The sequence below is a fragment of the Ruminococcus callidus ATCC 27760 genome, assembly GCF_000468015.1.
In the GTDB taxonomy this organism is placed as follows: Bacteria; Bacillota; Clostridia; order Oscillospirales; family Ruminococcaceae; genus Ruminococcus_C; species Ruminococcus_C callidus.
Genome location: NZ_KI260480.1, coordinates 79,571 through 94,918, shown reverse-complemented (window position 1 = coordinate 94,918; position 15,348 = coordinate 79,571). Strand labels below are relative to the sequence as shown.

16 protein-coding genes are annotated in these 15,348 nt (G+C 52.5%); all 16 read right to left on the bottom strand.

Annotated elements, in window-relative coordinates:
* Positions 1-44 precede the first annotated feature (44 nt).
* Positions 45-383, bottom strand: coding sequence for a P-II family nitrogen regulator (locus RUMCAL_RS13075; RefSeq protein WP_021683448.1), 339 nt, complete (start codon positions 381-383; stop codon positions 45-47).
* A gap of 14 nt (positions 384-397) precedes the next feature.
* The gene (locus RUMCAL_RS13070; protein ID WP_021683447.1) at positions 398-1,630 is read right to left on the bottom strand and encodes an ammonium transporter; all 1,233 of its coding nucleotides are present in this window, start codon (positions 1,628-1,630) and stop codon (positions 398-400) included.
* Between the two features lie 107 nt (positions 1,631-1,737).
* Positions 1,738-2,994 (bottom strand): Glu/Leu/Phe/Val family dehydrogenase, encoded by a 1,257-nt coding sequence (locus RUMCAL_RS13065; RefSeq protein ID WP_021683446.1) that lies wholly within the window; start codon positions 2,992-2,994, stop codon positions 1,738-1,740.
* Between the two features lie 297 nt (positions 2,995-3,291).
* On the bottom strand, positions 3,292-4,431 hold the full coding sequence (locus tag RUMCAL_RS13060; RefSeq protein WP_021683443.1) for a tyramine oxidase subunit B: 1,140 nt from the start codon (positions 4,429-4,431) through the stop codon (positions 3,292-3,294).
* A gap of 272 nt (positions 4,432-4,703) precedes the next feature.
* Positions 4,704-5,921 carry a GH25 family lysozyme gene (locus RUMCAL_RS14870; RefSeq protein ID WP_051343864.1) on the bottom strand — a complete coding sequence of 406 codons (1,218 nt, stop codon included), beginning with the start codon at positions 5,919-5,921 and terminating at the stop codon, positions 4,704-4,706.
* Positions 5,922-5,925: 4 nt separating this feature from the next.
* The gene (locus tag RUMCAL_RS13050) at positions 5,926-6,189 is read right to left on the bottom strand and encodes a phage holin family protein (RefSeq protein ID WP_021683441.1); all 264 of its coding nucleotides are present in this window, start codon (positions 6,187-6,189) and stop codon (positions 5,926-5,928) included.
* Positions 6,186-6,383 (bottom strand): hypothetical protein, encoded by a 198-nt coding sequence (locus tag RUMCAL_RS13045; RefSeq protein ID WP_021683440.1) that lies wholly within the window; start codon positions 6,381-6,383, stop codon positions 6,186-6,188. The genes RUMCAL_RS13050 and RUMCAL_RS13045 overlap by 4 nt, the downstream gene beginning before the upstream one ends.
* 12 nt (positions 6,384-6,395) lie before the next feature.
* Positions 6,396-7,025: a hypothetical protein gene (locus RUMCAL_RS13040; protein WP_021683439.1), complete on the bottom strand. Its 630-nt coding sequence runs from the start codon at positions 7,023-7,025 to the stop codon at positions 6,396-6,398.
* The gene (locus tag RUMCAL_RS13035) at positions 7,026-8,363 is read right to left on the bottom strand and encodes a collagen-like domain-containing protein (protein ID WP_021683438.1); all 1,338 of its coding nucleotides are present in this window, start codon (positions 8,361-8,363) and stop codon (positions 7,026-7,028) included.
* Between the two features lie 3 nt (positions 8,364-8,366).
* Positions 8,367-9,764, bottom strand: coding sequence for a hypothetical protein (locus RUMCAL_RS13030; RefSeq protein WP_021683437.1), 1,398 nt, complete (start codon positions 9,762-9,764; stop codon positions 8,367-8,369).
* Entirely contained in the window at positions 9,761-10,630 is an 870-nt protein-coding gene (locus RUMCAL_RS13025; RefSeq protein ID WP_021683436.1) for a hypothetical protein, read from the bottom strand. Before RUMCAL_RS13025 ends, RUMCAL_RS13030 begins: the two co-directional genes overlap by 4 nt.
* Positions 10,627-13,098, bottom strand: a complete 2,472-nt coding sequence (locus tag RUMCAL_RS14865) for a phage tail tape measure protein (RefSeq protein ID WP_021683435.1) — start codon at positions 13,096-13,098, stop codon at positions 10,627-10,629. Before RUMCAL_RS14865 ends, RUMCAL_RS13025 begins: the two co-directional genes overlap by 4 nt.
* Before the next feature lie 67 nt (positions 13,099-13,165).
* Positions 13,166-13,732, bottom strand: coding sequence for a bacteriophage Gp15 family protein (locus RUMCAL_RS13015; protein ID WP_021683434.1), 567 nt, complete (start codon positions 13,730-13,732; stop codon positions 13,166-13,168).
* Complete coding sequence (locus tag RUMCAL_RS14860; protein ID WP_021683433.1) at positions 13,729-14,097, bottom strand: DUF6673 family protein; 369 nt, start codon at positions 14,095-14,097, stop codon at positions 13,729-13,731. The genes RUMCAL_RS13015 and RUMCAL_RS14860 overlap by 4 nt, the downstream gene beginning before the upstream one ends.
* A gap of 10 nt (positions 14,098-14,107) precedes the next feature.
* Positions 14,108-14,911 carry a hypothetical protein gene (locus tag RUMCAL_RS14855; protein WP_021683432.1) on the bottom strand — a complete coding sequence of 268 codons (804 nt, stop codon included), beginning with the start codon at positions 14,909-14,911 and terminating at the stop codon, positions 14,108-14,110.
* Positions 14,904-15,344 (bottom strand): hypothetical protein, encoded by a 441-nt coding sequence (locus RUMCAL_RS13000; RefSeq protein WP_021683431.1) that lies wholly within the window; start codon positions 15,342-15,344, stop codon positions 14,904-14,906. Before RUMCAL_RS13000 ends, RUMCAL_RS14855 begins: the two co-directional genes overlap by 8 nt.
* Positions 15,345-15,348 lie beyond the last annotated feature (4 nt).

Here is a 15,348-nt window from a genome sequence, read left to right as displayed (position 1 = left end):
AAGAGCGTCTGGCGACTTTGCACGGTATTGCCTTTTATTTCCTGTCAAAGTGCCGCGTCGCCGGTTTCATTTGTCCGGATACGAATACACTCGTCCACGGTGGAAATGAAGATCTTGCCGTCGCCCACAGTTCCGGTATAGACGTTTTCCTTGATCAGTTGCAGGAAGTCCTCCACGCGGTCGTCCGGCACCACTGTCATTAGATAGACCTTCGGAAGCGTGTTCATCATGACCTCATTGCCGCGGTGATAGGCGATCCAGCCGTGCTGGTTTCCGCAGCCGTGCACCTGATAAATAGTCACACCCTGCACACCAGCTGCCAGCAGCTTTTCTTTCAGCGGCTCCAGCTTTTCCGGTCGGAAAATCACTTCTATTTTTTTCATGATCTCGCACCTCCTCAATCCAGTCCGTTGAACGCCGGATATGCACGTTCACCGTGTTCGATCAGATCCAGGCCCTGTGCTTCTTCCAGATCGGATACCCGCACACCGCTGCACTTTTTCAGTACCAGCATGATAATAGTCGTCATGACCACTGCCACTGCAATGGAAATGCCGATTGCCCCCAGCTGGGAGAGAAACAGCCGGTAATCTCCGAACAGCAAGCCTTCCTGCGGAACCGCATCGTTCATCTGTTTGGTGGCGAAAATACCAGTCACGATACCGCCCCAGATACCGCCGACACCGTGGCAGCCGAATGCGTCCAGTGCGTCGTCATAGCCGAACTTTTTCTTCATCTTGGAAATTGCCAGATAGCAGATCGGAGCTGCCGTTGCACCGATGATCAGGGACGACCACAGCGGCACATAGCCTGCTCCCGGCGTGATGCCGACCAGCCCCACGATGCCGCCAGTCACGGCACCCATGACGGTGCACTTTTTCTGCACCAGTGCTTCGATGAGCATCCATACCACCATGCTTGCGGCGGAGGAAAGTGCTGTATTGGCAAACGCCAGAACGGCAATACTGTTGGCACCACCGGCACAGCCGCAGTTGAAGCAGAACCAGCCCATCCACAGCATGGAGGCTCCCAGCAGAAACAACGGTATGTTGTGCGGGTGGTAGGACATGGCTCCGTAGCCTTTCCGGCTGCCCAGAATGATGCATGCCGTCAGTCCGGAAACACCGGTGCTGATATGAATGACGTTGCCGCCGGCGAAGTCAATGGAACCGATCATCTCCAGCAGTCCGCCGCCCCATGCCATATGTGCCAGCGGGTAATATACCAGGAACGACCAGATCACCACGAACAGCATCATTTTGGAAAATTTCATGCGTTCTGCCACGGCTCCCAGAATGATCGCCGGCGAGATCACTGCGAACATCATGTTGAACAGAGCAGACACCATTTCCGGTGCATCGCCCTCTCCGCCGGTAACTTCCCACGAAACATTCCGCATCAGCACATTGTTCAGGTCGCCGATGATGCCGGCATGATCCTTGCCGAAACTCAGCGAATAGCCGCAGAGAAACCACAGCAGCATACCGATTCCCATCATTGCCATGCAAAACATCATGGTGTTCAGGGCGTTTTTCCGTCTTACCATGCCGCCGTAAAAGAATGCCAGCCCCGGTGTCATAAAGAATACCATAATGGTACATACGAACATGAATGCAACATTGCCTGTCATGATGCAACACCTCTCTTTTTCTACGGAAACACTGCAAGCAGATTGCGTACAAAGCCGTCAGACGGGCTTTATGCAGTATTTCCCTTCTACACTCCCGTTTCCCGCGATTATGGGAACAGTCCCTTGATGTCCTCGGCGTACAGCAGCCGCCGCAGTGCTACGATATAAGCTGCCATACGATAAGAACATGCCGTCTTTTTTCGTTCTTCCAGCAGTTCGCCGAAAGAAGCCGTCATCAGTTTTTCCAGCATCTCGTTGACCTGTGAGCGTTCCCACGTCAGTTCCTGGATATTCTGCACCCATTCGAAATAGGACACGATCACGCCGCCGCTGTTGGCGAAAATATCCGGAATCAGAGTAATGCCACGCTGTTCCAGAATCGCATCTGCTTCCACAGTGGTAGGACCGTTGGCACCCTCTACGATGTACCGGCAGCGAAGTTGTTCTGCAACTTCGGCGTTGATCTGGTTTTCCAGAGCCGCCGGCACCAGCACATCACAGTCACAAGTCAGCAGTTCCGTGTTGGAAATATGAGAAACGCCCTCTGCCTGATAGTCTTTCAGCAGGTGCCCCTCTTCCAGAAACGCGGAAACCGCATCGGCATCTAATCCGGATTCGCAGTAAATGCCACCGGACACATCGCTGAGTGCCACAACGCAGGCGTTGCGGTGGCAGAAAATTCGTGCCGCGTTGGCTCCAACATTGCCCATACCCTGCACGGCAACTTTTACGCCGTCCAGTGAATCCACGCCGTTGGTCTTCAGAACCAGCTGGGTGGCAATGACCACGCCTCTGCCGGTGGCGGAAGCACGTCCTCTGGAACCGCCCAGTTCCACAGGCTTTCCGGTCACTACGCCCGGACATGGTTTTCCGTGGAGCATGCTGTAAGTATCCAGCACCCACGCCATAGTCTGGGCATTGGTGTTTACGTCCGGTGCGGGAATATCCTTGTCCGCTCCGATCAGCGGTTCAATGGCGTAGGTATACCGCCGTGTCAGACGGCAAAGTTCCCGCTTGGACAAGGTACTGGGATCCACCTGAATGCCGCCTTTTGCACCGCCGTAAGGAATATTCGCCACAGCACATTTCAGAGACATCCATGTGGCAAGTGCCTTGATCTCGTTCAGGTCGCAGTTCTGGTGGTAACGGATACCACCCTTGAACGGGCCGCGGATATTGGAGTGCTGCACACGATAGCCCTCGAACACCCGAATGCTGCCGTCGTCCATTTCTACGGGAAGATACACCTTCGTTTCCCGCTGGGGATTCTTGATGATCTCAAACATTCTGCGGTCGATCTTTCCCAGTATCGCCGCCTGTTCCATTACCGTCTGCACATTTTCAAACGGGTCGTATTTCTTCATGGGAAACGCCTCTTTCCTGACAGCCGAAAAGCCTGCCGGACAAACCGGTCACGGCAGACTTACCGGAATTGTGATTTACAAGATTCTTAATACTTAAGGAAACACTGCATAAAACTTGTGCGTAAGATGCGTAGTCAGATTTTCCGGCAGATTGCACAGAAATTCCGCATTCGACAGATTGCATAGAAATTCCGCAGGCATACTTTATGTATGGCAAGGGATTTCTGGGCAATATGACGGGAAATTTGCAAGCAGATTGCGTACAAAGCCGTCAAGCGTGCTTTATGCAGCGTTTCCTTAATACAAATACGGTGCGTCCCACAGGTTCAGCTTCGTGCCGATGCCCTTTTCCAGAGCCGTTTCATACACGGTCTTGCCCCATGCCACATCTTCTACCGGCATGCCGCCGATGGAGTACAGAATGATCTGATCGTCGGACTCTCTGCCCGGCACCTTGCCGTTGGCAATGGCACCGATGTTCTGTACCACGCCCCAGTCCAGCTTGCCGTCATGGTCGAGGTCGGTGAACTTGTCGCCCAGCAGGAACATCTTATCGAAAGTGGGATACGGATATTCCTCTGCCCATGCCTCGTACAGCTTCTTGTTATCTACAACCAGCTTTACCTTCGGGTCGCAGACCAGTTCGTCCGGAAAATCTACGGCACCCGGTGCACACACCAGACAGCCCGGCTTCAGCCATTCCCGCTGGATAAACGGATAGTTGGCGTGTCCGCCGGTAGGCGTGGAAACGGCAATGGTCATAATGTCTGCGTCCTTGCAGCATTCTTCCATGGTATCACAGACGATGATGTTCTTGAACTGTGGGCAGTGTTCCTTGACATAGGCAATGCAGCGGTCAATGGAGGCTCTGCCGCGTCCCTTGATCTTCAGGGTGTCCAGCGAGGGACGAAGTGCTGCAAAGGTTTCAATGGTGATGTTGTTGATGAAGCCTGGTCCTACAACACCCAGCACCTTGGAATCCGGCTTGGACAGCAGCTTCACGCCAACGCCCGGAATGGCTGCGGTACGGTATGCACTGATTAGGTTTGCAGACATGAATGCCTTGGGAGCACCGGTGTCCTTGTCGTTCAGAATGACCATTAGAATGGAACGGGGCAGTCCCTTTTCACGGTTCTCCACGTTGGAACCGTACCACTTCACACCTGCCATATCGAACTTGCCGCCCAGATATGCCGGCATTGCCATAAAGCGGCGGTCCGGACCGTTCTTCGGCATGTTCGGGAATGCGGGATTATCCGGAAAACTGATCATACAGCCGTGAGAGTTGCCGTTTTCACCGCCCATGCGGTAATCTCCGTCGTCCAGAAGCTTCACCACTTCTTCCATGGTATCTGTGCACTTCACAACATCATTTACACCAGCGTCCAGCATGTCCTTTTCACTCAGATACAGAATGTCAACTTTCAGATAACTCATAATGATACACTCCTTTAAATTGGGTTGGGAACAAGGCGTTCCAATATATACACAGGCATATCGCCTGTCCGGCTGCTTGCAGTGTTTCCTTAGAGCTTGTGTGCATAGGCATCTGCCTGCGTCTTTTCGGCAAATTTTGCTGCATACTGCGTTAAAAATTGTAGCCTGCCACGCAAAACGCAAAAAACTGACACGCAAAACGAAAAAAACGCTCCTGAACACCACGTTCAAGAGCGTTTTTTACTACCTATAAACGGCGTTTTACCGCTGTTTTATCCGTTCAATTTCTCGTCAATACTGGCAACGTGCCGCAAGATCTGTTTGAGTGTGTCATTATTGTTGGTGTCTTTTTCTGTGTCCTCATTCGGCTTGTCTGTGGTAGTTGTTGCATTTTTTGCAAATCCATTCAGCCCGGCAGCCTTGATGATCGCCGGATAATCCTGATACGCATAGTCCAGATCCACCTCGCCGACAATGCCGGAAACGCTGCCTTTCCAGCTGTACTGCCACAGCCCATAATTCCCGGCATAGGACGATCTGCTCACATCCACATGAGACAGAAACACGTCATACCGGCTTTTTATATCGTCCCCGATACAGCTTTCCAGAGCCGACTTGAACGTATAAATTGCCGCATAATACCCGGCAGATTCCAACGCACTGCAAAACGCCTGACACAGGGCATCTGCATTTTGCAAACTTGCCTGTTCTTCGATGTCAAATGCGATTGGATACTCGAACTGCTTTCCAGCCAGAGCAGACAGGCACACAGCAGCCTCCTGCCACGCTTCTGCGGCAGTTTTGGCGTAGCTGTACCAGTACGCACCGCAGGGAATTCCAAGCCGTTTGCACTCGCTGTAATTCCGTTCAAACTGCACATCGATCTGGCTGGATTCTTTCCCAAAACCAGCCCGTAAAATCGCAAAATCCACCTGCCCGGATGCCTTGACTTTTTCCCAGTTGATCACGCCTTGATGCTTGGAAACATCAATCCCTTTTGCCACAATTTCAGATGGTTGCGGCTGTGCTTTTGCAATGCCGAAATAGCTGTAGAAATTGTTTGTCACTGTGTTTGTGCCTTTGGTTTCATCACCATAATATCGGCTGCCGGTGCGTACATCCAGATGCACCGAAGTATAAGCACCGGTGATATTGGCAATGCCGCCGAAGCCCAGATCCTGAGCCTTACAGCACACCGTCTTTGCTGAAATTATGTTGCCCGACTTGTCGTAGCACACCACGTCCGCCGCCGTGCCTTTGGTATGCTGCCCTGCTCCGTTTCCACCAACTGCCTTGTCATGTGCTGCACAGCGGTAGCCGCTGCTGACGATGATCTTGCCGCAGTCCAACGCCATATACAGCCGTTCCAGCATCGAAATCAGCTGTTCCGACACCTGAAACGTGTGCGGAGAACTGCATTTGCAGCGGAATTCTCTGGCACAAAAATGAGGCGAAAGCTGCGGATTATCTTCATACGCATATTTTGCCATTTCATCAGCTCCTGAACTGCTTGAAAATCTGATTTGCTCCCGTTGCTGCCAGTCCGGACACAATGCCGACTGCTGCCGCAGACAGCACATCCTGCACCGGAAAATCCGGCATCCAGAACAACGCTGCAATTCCCAGAATGCCGCCGGAAATACCGCAGATGACCGGAATCCATTTGTTGTCCAGAGAAGTGACCTTCACGATCTCCGCCGCCAGATAGCAGATGATCGTGATTGCTGCTACTGCTGTAATACCCAAAACTTCCATCATGTTTCCTCCGTTCCTGTTGTTGCTTCATAGTCGCCGGAAAGCAAAACCAGCATTTCCGGCGTGAGATTCCCAGAAGCAAAGATTTGATACTGTCCGTTTTCCAGCTGTGCCGCCTGAATCGCCGCATCCCCCCAGCTGCTCCGCCGGATCGCCTTGCCGCTTTTCAGCTGCTCAACTGCCTCGATCAGATTCATAAAATAACCTCCTTAAATCGCTGTAATCGACCGGATCAGCGGACGGCTGTTGTTGCTCCGTCCGACCCATGCCAGATAGTATGTGCCTGTGGTGACACCTTCGCAGGGGGTCAGCGTGGTGATATAATCCGTGCTGTACAGCCACTGCAAGGACAGGTCAATATGGCTGCCCTCTGTCTGTGCCTTGCTGAGAATGTCCTCTGCTGTGCCGCTGTCCGACTGTACCAGCCGCATGATGCCGGTTTCTGTGCTGCTTGCCAGAAACCGCATGGCGATCTGTGTTGCCGCAGAGAGCGTCAGCGGCACAGTCGAACAGGTGTAGCAGGAATAATCCCATCCAAAAATAGAGGTGGAATAGTTCAGGGCATACTCATTTTTGCTGCTGCAAAAGTCCGGATATACCGCCGTAAACGCAGAAAGACTGTACAAGGTGTTATTGTGGGAAAGAAAGATTCCGTCCCGGTGGTCTGCATCAAAAATCACTGTTTTTTCGGTCGAGCCAGAGGGCAGCAGGGAAACCTTGTGTACCAGCAGATTCAGCTTTTCGTCTGCCGTTGCGATAATGCCACGGGCAACCAGATGCCCTGCCAGCAGGTCACGCTGGTGGTTGATCTCTGCAATGTACTGTGCAATTGTCGCCATTTACGCCGTCACCTCCACAATGTCCGCCAGAGCAGTTGCAATGTCGCCCAAAGAATCCTCTAACGCCGTGATTCTCGCCGGAAACTTGCTACTCAGATTCTCATAGTCCGCCGGACTAATGCTGTTCAGCGTTTCTATGTTGTTGTGGTAATGCTTGATGGAAACCAGCTGTGTCCACTCTGTTCCGCTGATCTTATTCAGTACGTCCAGATTGTCGTGGGTGTGTGCGGATTCCTCCAGATGCGTGATGGACAGCGTATGCTCCTGCAAGGTATACGTCAGGCTGTCGGACAGCTCCTGCACCTTTCCGTCCACATAGACCGTCTTTGCGTATGGGGTGAGGTCTACTGCCGCACCCTCTGTCAGCGTTACTGTGGTTGTACCGTTGACATCTGTGATGGTGATGGTCACCGTGCTGCCGTCTTTCGCCACAGCAGCAATGGGGGAAAAACCGTCTTTCCCGTCTGCACCGGTGTCGCCTTTTTCACCGGGAATGCCCTGCTCTCCCGGATCCCCTTTTTCTCCACGTTCCCCCGGTTGTCCGGCATCTCCCTTTTCGCCTTTCAAAGATGCCAGCCACTCGGATTCAGAACCGCTGTAGCCATGCTCTGCTGCAAGGAGATAGGCGGATTTTCCGTCCGCACCGTCACGTCCGTCTACGCCGTCTGCACCGTCTTTTCCGGGTGCACCGGGTTCGCCTTTTTCGCCGGGATCGCCCTTTGCACCCGGCTCACCCTTTTCTCCGGTTTCTCCCTTTTCACCGGGAACGCCCTGCTCGCCCGGATCGCCTTTTTCTCCCGGTTCGCCTTTTTCACCACGAGCCGGCAGACCACTGTCTGTATACGCTCCGCTGTCGGTATCATACAGCCACCATGTGCCGTTGCGGATCTGCGGCAGCTGTACCGAAATTGTTCTGGTTTCCGTCAGGATCCGTTCCATTTCTTTCAGTGCTTCCTCGATAGCGTCCACACCGCCGCTGTATTCCTCCAGCACAGAGGCTTTCACCTGCATGGGCGTGACCGTGTATTTCAGAATGCGGTCGCTGTTGTCATAGCAGACGATCTCCAACGCCAGCATACCGGAAACCGCAGTAAACGCCGAAGACACGTTCCATGTCAGCCGGATCTCTGTTTCCATGACTTCCTGCGAAAGCGTTTCCAGTGCCAGATTTCCGGCACTGTTGACACCACGCATCACAAACAGACAGCCGGACAGATCGGTTTCCTGATAAAATCGCTCTACGGAAAAGACAAGCTTGTCCGCATACTTTTCTCCGGCAGTCAGCAGATGTGCCACATGGCTGGTGTCAATGAATTTCTTGTTTGCCTGCAATATCATGTCTTACCCTCCCAGTTTCTGAACTCGTTTTTCCAACGCTCTGCACCGGTTCCGTGCCTCTTTGCGGACTTTGTCGCCCTTGGAGGAACGGATGCAGTCCGCCATCACGCGGCTGTCCTCGCCGCCGCAGGAAAGCTTTGTACCGCCCCGAAATGTCCATTCAATGGCAGTGATAATGCTGTCATAGCTCTTGGCAGTGGTTTCATGAAAATCCCGATAGGAGAGCTTGATTTTCTGTCCCAGCTGAAACCGTTTTGTACTGTGTACGGTGCAGGAAAACGGACGCACTGCATACTGATTCCCGGTGTCGGAAGAATATCTTGCAAGCCACATAGAATGAGGAATGGTATTCAGTCCATAGCCGCTGCTGAATACAAAATCCTTTGCAAAACCATCCAGAAACGGATTGGATTCGATCAGAAATCGCTGAAAAGAACTGGTGCTGTAATCCGGAGAACTATGTCTTACCCATGCCCATGCAGATTTTTCATCTTCCAGTTCCACACGGGCATCTGTACGCAGCATATGGATCTCATAATCTGCCATCTCACAGGAATCGTATTCTATTTCTGACATGCCGATGCTGACACTTCCGTGATAACCGTTCCCGAACTGTCCCAGTTCCAAAGCTCCGTCCTCCGGTCTGGCATACACAAACCCAAAAGCCAGTTCTGCCAGATAGCGGTAAAAATCCCGTGGGCAGTCAGAGTCGCTGTTGCTGTTTTCCGCACTCAGATAAAACTTTGCCGGATATATGGTTTGTGACCATTTCCCGTTGACCTTTGCATAGATCCTGTCGTTGCAGTACCTGCCATAAGTTTCCCGTCTTGCCTTGTCATACGCTTTCCAGTGCAGCATCTCTTTTACGCCGGTCTGGGACTGGATAAAGGTATTGGTGCAGTCCGTCAGATATTGCAGCCAGCCGCCGTATTCAGTTCCGTTTTCGTCCCACTGGTCGATTCCGATTCCGATGTTTTGCCACTTGTCTGCAAGCACCTTTCCGACAGCTTTGACGGCAGATTCCGATGTGCTGTTATAGCTGGACGTATCCAGCCACCCCACAGAGTCCTGTGCGTTGACGGAAAAGATCTCGCCCACACGGGTGGCATCCGTGACCCAGAATGTGCCCATATTGTGCCATGCGGATTCAGTGCCGTATTTGGAACGTACCCGTAATTTTGCCCCACGCACCTGAAATGTGGTCATTCCCGGAATCTTTGCCTGCATGGAAAACGTGGCAGCATACACGCCGCCGATCTCAAATGTGCCGTCTGCACAGCACTGCCGCTTGCCGCCGGCAGAAATGATACTGGATTCCGTCAGTGTGGTAACCAGATCATAGCCGTGTGCGGCATAGTTGTATTTGTATACCTCCACCCGAATAGATTCTGCAATGATCATATCTCATCCTCCCGGAAATTCGGTGCATCGATCCGCAGACGATAAATGCGGTCAATATCGCCGCACTGCATCCGCACATAGGCGTTTGTCACTGTTCCGGTGATCCCGATCCCAATGACGCTGCCGATCCAATTTCCGCTGGAATCTTGAAAATACGCCGTCAGATCTCTCTCCGCATTTGGATACCCGTTGACACCATATATCAAAATTTTTGGCGAAGCCGCTTGCAGCAAATTTGCACCGACATAGAAATGCAGATAGATTACGTCTGTGCTTTCGGTCGTATAGTCCGGCAGTTGCACAGAGCCGTCTGCCAGACGTTTGCCGCTTCTGGACTGCAAATATGCCAGCGGCGAAAAGGGAGTGCCATTGCTGTCCTGTACGATTTCCACGCCGGAAAAAGAGATCTGGGAATTACTGAAAAGCGGGGCAAAATACGGAATTTCACCAAATTCCTCCTGACCAAGCTGCCGGATTGCCGAAAAAGATACGCGATAGATCTCACGACTAACAGAAATCGTGGTCACAGAAACGTTTCCGGACAGGATCAAACAATCTCCCAGATGCTGGTCAAATGGAACAATTGCCCCTGTTTGTGCCGGATAAACTGCACCGTCCAGATACAGTACACCACATCTGAGCACACTCATCAGCTTGGACAAGGCGGTATCTCCGTGCACCTCAAACGACAGTGGAATGGTTTTCACCAACGCCAGAACCGGATAATAGATCTGTGTTCCGGCAGCACTTTGGAATCGTTTTCCCAGAGGCTCCGCAGTAGAATCTCCGTTAACCAGCTGTCGCATATTGGCAGCACAAGACCAAGTGCCGCTCGGCGACTTCGCCCAAATATTCACAAGTCTCATAATGTTTCCCCTCCGCTTCGTGCATTGGCGATCTGTGCCGCCTTGACCACAACGGTTTCCAACTGTGTGCCGCCGATGTTCACCGGAATGATAATATCCCCGTTCTGCTGCGGCTGCTGGTATTCCTCCGCCGCTGTCTTCTCCGGCGGATTGTACTGTACTGCCGTTCCGGCAGTTCCCATGCTGGAATATCCCTGCATCTGTACCGCAGAATCCAGCTGCATTTGCAGCCGGTCGGTGTCCACCTTGTCCATCATGGCATCCAGCGAACGGTTCAGATCATCGGCAGTGTCGCCCGTGGTGTCTTCCATGCCTATGGCAACGCCGGGCAGTAAAAATTTACCCACAGTGTCACGCATCAGCTTAGACGGGGAATTGATCCCGAAAAAGTCCTTGAATCCGTCCCAGATCTGTCCGGCAACGTCCTGCACCGTATCCCAGATAGCAGAAACACCCTCGATCAGACCGTTGGCAATGCCTTTCAGGATGTTGCCGCCCAGTTCCAGCCAGTCCACTTCGGTGATCGCATCCCAGATCGCTCCCCATATCTGGGGAATCGCTTTCAAAAGATCCGGAATTGCTTTGATCAACCCGGAAGACAGACCATACATCAGCTTGATTGCTGCTTCAATGATCATTGGCAAGTTGTCTATTAGTCCTTGAAACAGAGCTGTGACAATTTGAATGGCTGCATCGATCAGCTGTGGCAATTGTTCGATCAGTCCGTTGACAATGGCAAATATCATATCAATTGCCGCTTCGATCAATTGCGGCAGATTGTCCAGAATGCCATTGACTAATGCCATAATGATCTGAATGGCGGCATCGATCAGGAGAGGGAGATTCTGGATTATCATATCTGCAAGTGTCATGATAATCATAATGACCGCTGTTAGAATCGTGCTGACATTGTCTATCAGACCGCCTACCAGAGCGTTCAGGATCTCGATAGCTGCCACGATCAGCGTGGGCAGATTCTCCACGATCACATTGACAATGGCTAGAATGATCTGCGGCACATACTCCATCAGTGCCACCAATCCCTCGGACAATCCGTTGATCAGCGTGGTGATCAGCTGCACCGCAATGGGCAGCAGATTCGGCAATGCCTGTTGAATCGCTGTAATAATGCCGTTCAAAAGTGTCTGTCCTGCTTCCAGTAATGCCGAAGCATTTTCCGAAATGCCCTGGACGATGCTGTTTAGGATCTCTGTTCCGGCACTGAGAATGCCAGGCAGGTTTTCCCGGATACCGGAAAGAAATTCGCCCAGTATCTTCTTACCAGCTTCCACCATGCCGCTGGATCTGCTGCCGATGGAGTCGATCACACTGTTGATGCTTTCAAATAGCCCGTCAAAGATCCCGGCAGCATCTCCGCCGTTCATCACATTGATGATACCGGAAATGGCATCTGCTGCTCCGGCAGACAGCGTGGACTTCATATCCAGAGAGAAACCGCTGACAGTCCGTTTCAGTCCCTCTACCGCACTGCCGATGTCATCATACTTGACCTCGTTGATCTGTCCCAGTGCATCATACGCCACACCGGACGCATCTTCCATGTTTGCCAGCATAGGTAGCAAGTTCGCCTGTAAGTCCTCGAACTGTGTGCCGAACAGGTCAATGGCAGCTTGGTTTTTCGCCACCGGATCGGCAATGCTGTCCAACGCCTGGACAGTCTGGAAAAACGCTTCCTGTGCCGTATCGCCGCCAGCCGCAAACCGCTGTGCCATGTCATCTGCATTCATGCCGATCATGGCGAATCCCTCTGCGGTGGACTCGCTGCCGTCCTTGCAGCGGATATTGAATTCCTTGACCGCATCGCCCACCTTGTCGATGGAGAACGCTCCGGATTCTGCACCGGAGATCAGACTCTGGGTAAACTGCTCTGCGGAAAGTCCCAGTGCCGCATACTGTGTGGAATACTCATTGAGGGTGTCCAGCAGATCGCCGTTCTGATCGGCACCATTTTGTGCTCCTGCGGCAATGAGATTGTATGCTTCTTCGGCACTGATCCCGAAGTTGTTCATGAGTGCCGATGCAGCACGGGTGCTTTCGTTGACTTCATAGCCGAACGTGTCGCTGAGTGCCATAGCACCCTCTGTGGCAGACTGCAATTCCTCGCCCATCAGTCCGGTCTGCTTTGTGACCTCTGCCACGGCATTGGCGGCATCCTCATAGGAATCCCCGAAGTTATTGCCGTACACATCCTTGACCACATCCCGAAGCCCTTCCAGCTCCGCTCCGGTCGCACCAGTCGAAGAGGACATCTGATTGATCGCCTTGTTGAACTCGTCCCCGGAGGAGATCATATCGCCAAATGCAGACAGGGCTTTCTTTCCCATGTCAGAGAGCAGATTGCCCATTGCCACAGATGCTGCGGAGATCGTCCCTTTCATGCCTTCAACCTTTTGGTCAAAACCGCTGGTATCACCGTCAATGGGGACTCTGATGCTTTCATCTGCCATATTATTTCACCACCTCCGAAAAAACGGCACTCTCACATACCGTAAAAGTGCCGCTATTTATACGCTTCTATCCAAAAAACGCGCCGCATTGATAGCCGTCCAGCTCCGGCTGCGGAATGCGGATGCGATCCTGAATCTTCCGGATCCGCAGCCGTTCGTTCTTGTCCTTGATCTCCGCCAGATTCACGCTGCGGTATCCCATCCGCTGCTTAATTGGCGTTTCGTCCGGAAGGGCATCAAACAGCCCCAGAAACAGATGCCAGTGCATCTGCTCCACCTGCTGCAAGTCCATGTGATAGACTGACAGGAACGCAGCATACACATAGGCTGCATCATACTGCCATGACAGCACCCGGTCTGTGGTTTTGCGTCCGGAATGCTCCTGCCGCTGTTCCGGCTGCTCCTCGGAGCGTGTCGCAAACCCAATGAGAGCTTCCAGAGCCTCCTCCAGACAGGAGAGCGGTGGCTTGTCGATGTACCATTCCAGCATCAGCAGCAGCTTTTCCCGTTTGGAAAGACCATCATCCTCCTGCATATCATAAAACCGCAGCCAGTCCCGATAGTCGGTATAGATCCGGTACGCCTTGCCGTCTACCGTCACCGTGTCCGGCAGGGCATCGTACAGCAGATTCATCGTCTGCCGCCTTTGGGCAGATACTTCTTTTTCAGCTGCATGGATTCCGCCTGCGACTGTGCCGCCTGTTTTGCCACAAAGGTCAGGAATTCTCCGTACACTGCCGTATACCGCCGTGCATGATCTGGGATGCCGGAAAAGATCTGTTCCGCCGTACCCTCACCAAAGAGCGTATCATAAAAGGTACGAAACGCCTTGCAGTATGCCCGGATGTATGCTGCCGCACCGGCAGACTTGTCCTCCGGCACATCCTGCTCCAGCTGTGCCAGAGCAGCCTCATACTTTTCCACGGTGTCCGCTTCCTCAATGTCCAGCGGCAGCTCCAGTCCGTGGATATGCCAGATTGTCAGATCGTCTTTCATCATTCATTCCTCCTTACGAAGCACTGCACTTAACGGCATAGGTATTAGAGCCCAGTGTGCCGTTTGTAACAGTAATGTAGATATAGTCGCCTTCCTTGACGGTAAATGCCACACCGGAATTGGTAATGGGCGAAGAATTTCCATTGCAAGAAGCTGTAATACTAAATGTGTCACTCTCCGCTGCTGCATACACACTCAGAGAACCGATCTTGCTGACCGTGTACTCTGTAACAGACGGCTTGAAGGTCGGTTTCAGCAGGTTCTCGCTGCCATAAGAAACAGACAGCGTTTTCAGTACCGGCTTGGTGTTGGAAGAAATCGTAATGGTCTGAAAATCATCGGTGCTGTACACCGTGACATCCTCCATTTCGCCCCTTGTCTTAAAGTTGCCGGAATAGGTCATGCAGTCTGTGGTGTCGCCGTCTGCATCCGGAATGACGGCATAGTCACGCATCTTTGCCGATGCCGCCCAGATGCCGCTGCCCCCTTGCTGTGCTGTGGTCATATCCACATTGATGATAGAACGCACCGCATCCTGTCCCAGCAGCTCGTTCTCGTGAATGTTGATAATGTCATCTGTCACAGGATGTTTTTTGTAGCGATCCAGTGCATAGGCAATGGCAGTGTTATAGCCGGTAATATCCGTCCGCTTGAAATCCTCGTCCACATACTGCCGCTCATACTCTGTGGGATTCTTGGACGTGGAGAGGCTGGTGAAGCCCTCCATGCGTGTATAGGCACTCTGTCCCGGCACATGATAGAATGCCACCTTGCCGGTACGCAGTACAAGGTCTGCGTTTTTCAAATTCTTACCCATGTGTAAAATACCTCCTGTCCTGATAATACATCAGTCGTAATTGGATCTGATAGCGAGCCGTATCATCGCCGGTGTCATAGGCATAGCCGCTGGAAACAATGTCCATGCGGTATGGTGTCCGATAGTCGCCCAGTTCCGGAAAGATACCCTGCCAGTTGTTCCGCTCGATCCAGTCCGCAAAGTCCTCGTAGAAACCGGAATTGGCGATGTTCTCCAGCACCCTTTCCCCGTACTTCTCCCGGCTGGCAAAGACGAACAGAAACTGCCGCTTGTCGCTGCCGTCCGTGTACTTCTGCACCACTGGTTCACATGGTGTAGTGTCCACAGTATAGCCGATGGTGTCCGCCTCCAGCTGGTCTACGCCTAAGATCGCCCCGTCATGGAGCAGCGGACAGCCGGCAATGTACTCCCGTATCGCCGAAATGATCGCCATTCTA

What these genes read in the sequence shown, in the direction of transcription:
- RUMCAL_RS13065 (WP_021683446.1), bottom strand. Translation starts at nt 2,994, where the DNA reads ATGAAGAAATACGACCCGTTTGAAAATGTGCAGACGGTAATGGAACAG.
- RUMCAL_RS13035 (WP_021683438.1), bottom strand. Translation starts at nt 8,363, where the DNA reads ATGATATTGCAGGCAAACAAGAAATTCATTGACACCAGCCATGTGGCA.
- RUMCAL_RS13015 (WP_021683434.1), bottom strand. Translation starts at nt 13,732, where the DNA reads ATGAATCTGCTGTACGATGCCCTGCCGGACACGGTGACGGTAGACGGC.
- RUMCAL_RS14870 (WP_051343864.1), bottom strand. Translation starts at nt 5,921, where the DNA reads ATGGCAAAATATGCGTATGAAGATAATCCGCAGCTTTCGCCTCATTTT.
- RUMCAL_RS13000 (WP_021683431.1), bottom strand. Translation starts at nt 15,344, where the DNA reads ATGGCGATCATTTCGGCGATACGGGAGTACATTGCCGGCTGTCCGCTG.
- RUMCAL_RS14855 (WP_021683432.1), bottom strand. Translation starts at nt 14,911, where the DNA reads ATGGGTAAGAATTTGAAAAACGCAGACCTTGTACTGCGTACCGGCAAG.
- RUMCAL_RS13025 (WP_021683436.1), bottom strand. Translation starts at nt 10,630, where the DNA reads ATGAGACTTGTGAATATTTGGGCGAAGTCGCCGAGCGGCACTTGGTCT.
- RUMCAL_RS13070 (WP_021683447.1), bottom strand. Translation starts at nt 1,630, where the DNA reads ATGACAGGCAATGTTGCATTCATGTTCGTATGTACCATTATGGTATTC.
- RUMCAL_RS14860 (WP_021683433.1), bottom strand. Translation starts at nt 14,097, where the DNA reads ATGATGAAAGACGATCTGACAATCTGGCATATCCACGGACTGGAGCTG.
- RUMCAL_RS14865 (WP_021683435.1), bottom strand. Translation starts at nt 13,098, where the DNA reads ATGGCAGATGAAAGCATCAGAGTCCCCATTGACGGTGATACCAGCGGT.
- RUMCAL_RS13075 (WP_021683448.1), bottom strand. Translation starts at nt 383, where the DNA reads ATGAAAAAAATAGAAGTGATTTTCCGACCGGAAAAGCTGGAGCCGCTG.
- RUMCAL_RS13030 (WP_021683437.1), bottom strand. Translation starts at nt 9,764, where the DNA reads ATGATCATTGCAGAATCTATTCGGGTGGAGGTATACAAATACAACTAT.
- RUMCAL_RS13050 (WP_021683441.1), bottom strand. Translation starts at nt 6,189, where the DNA reads ATGATGGAAGTTTTGGGTATTACAGCAGTAGCAGCAATCACGATCATC.
- RUMCAL_RS13040 (WP_021683439.1), bottom strand. Translation starts at nt 7,025, where the DNA reads ATGGCGACAATTGCACAGTACATTGCAGAGATCAACCACCAGCGTGAC.
- RUMCAL_RS13045 (WP_021683440.1), bottom strand. Translation starts at nt 6,383, where the DNA reads ATGAATCTGATCGAGGCAGTTGAGCAGCTGAAAAGCGGCAAGGCGATC.
- RUMCAL_RS13060 (WP_021683443.1), bottom strand. Translation starts at nt 4,431, where the DNA reads ATGAGTTATCTGAAAGTTGACATTCTGTATCTGAGTGAAAAGGACATG.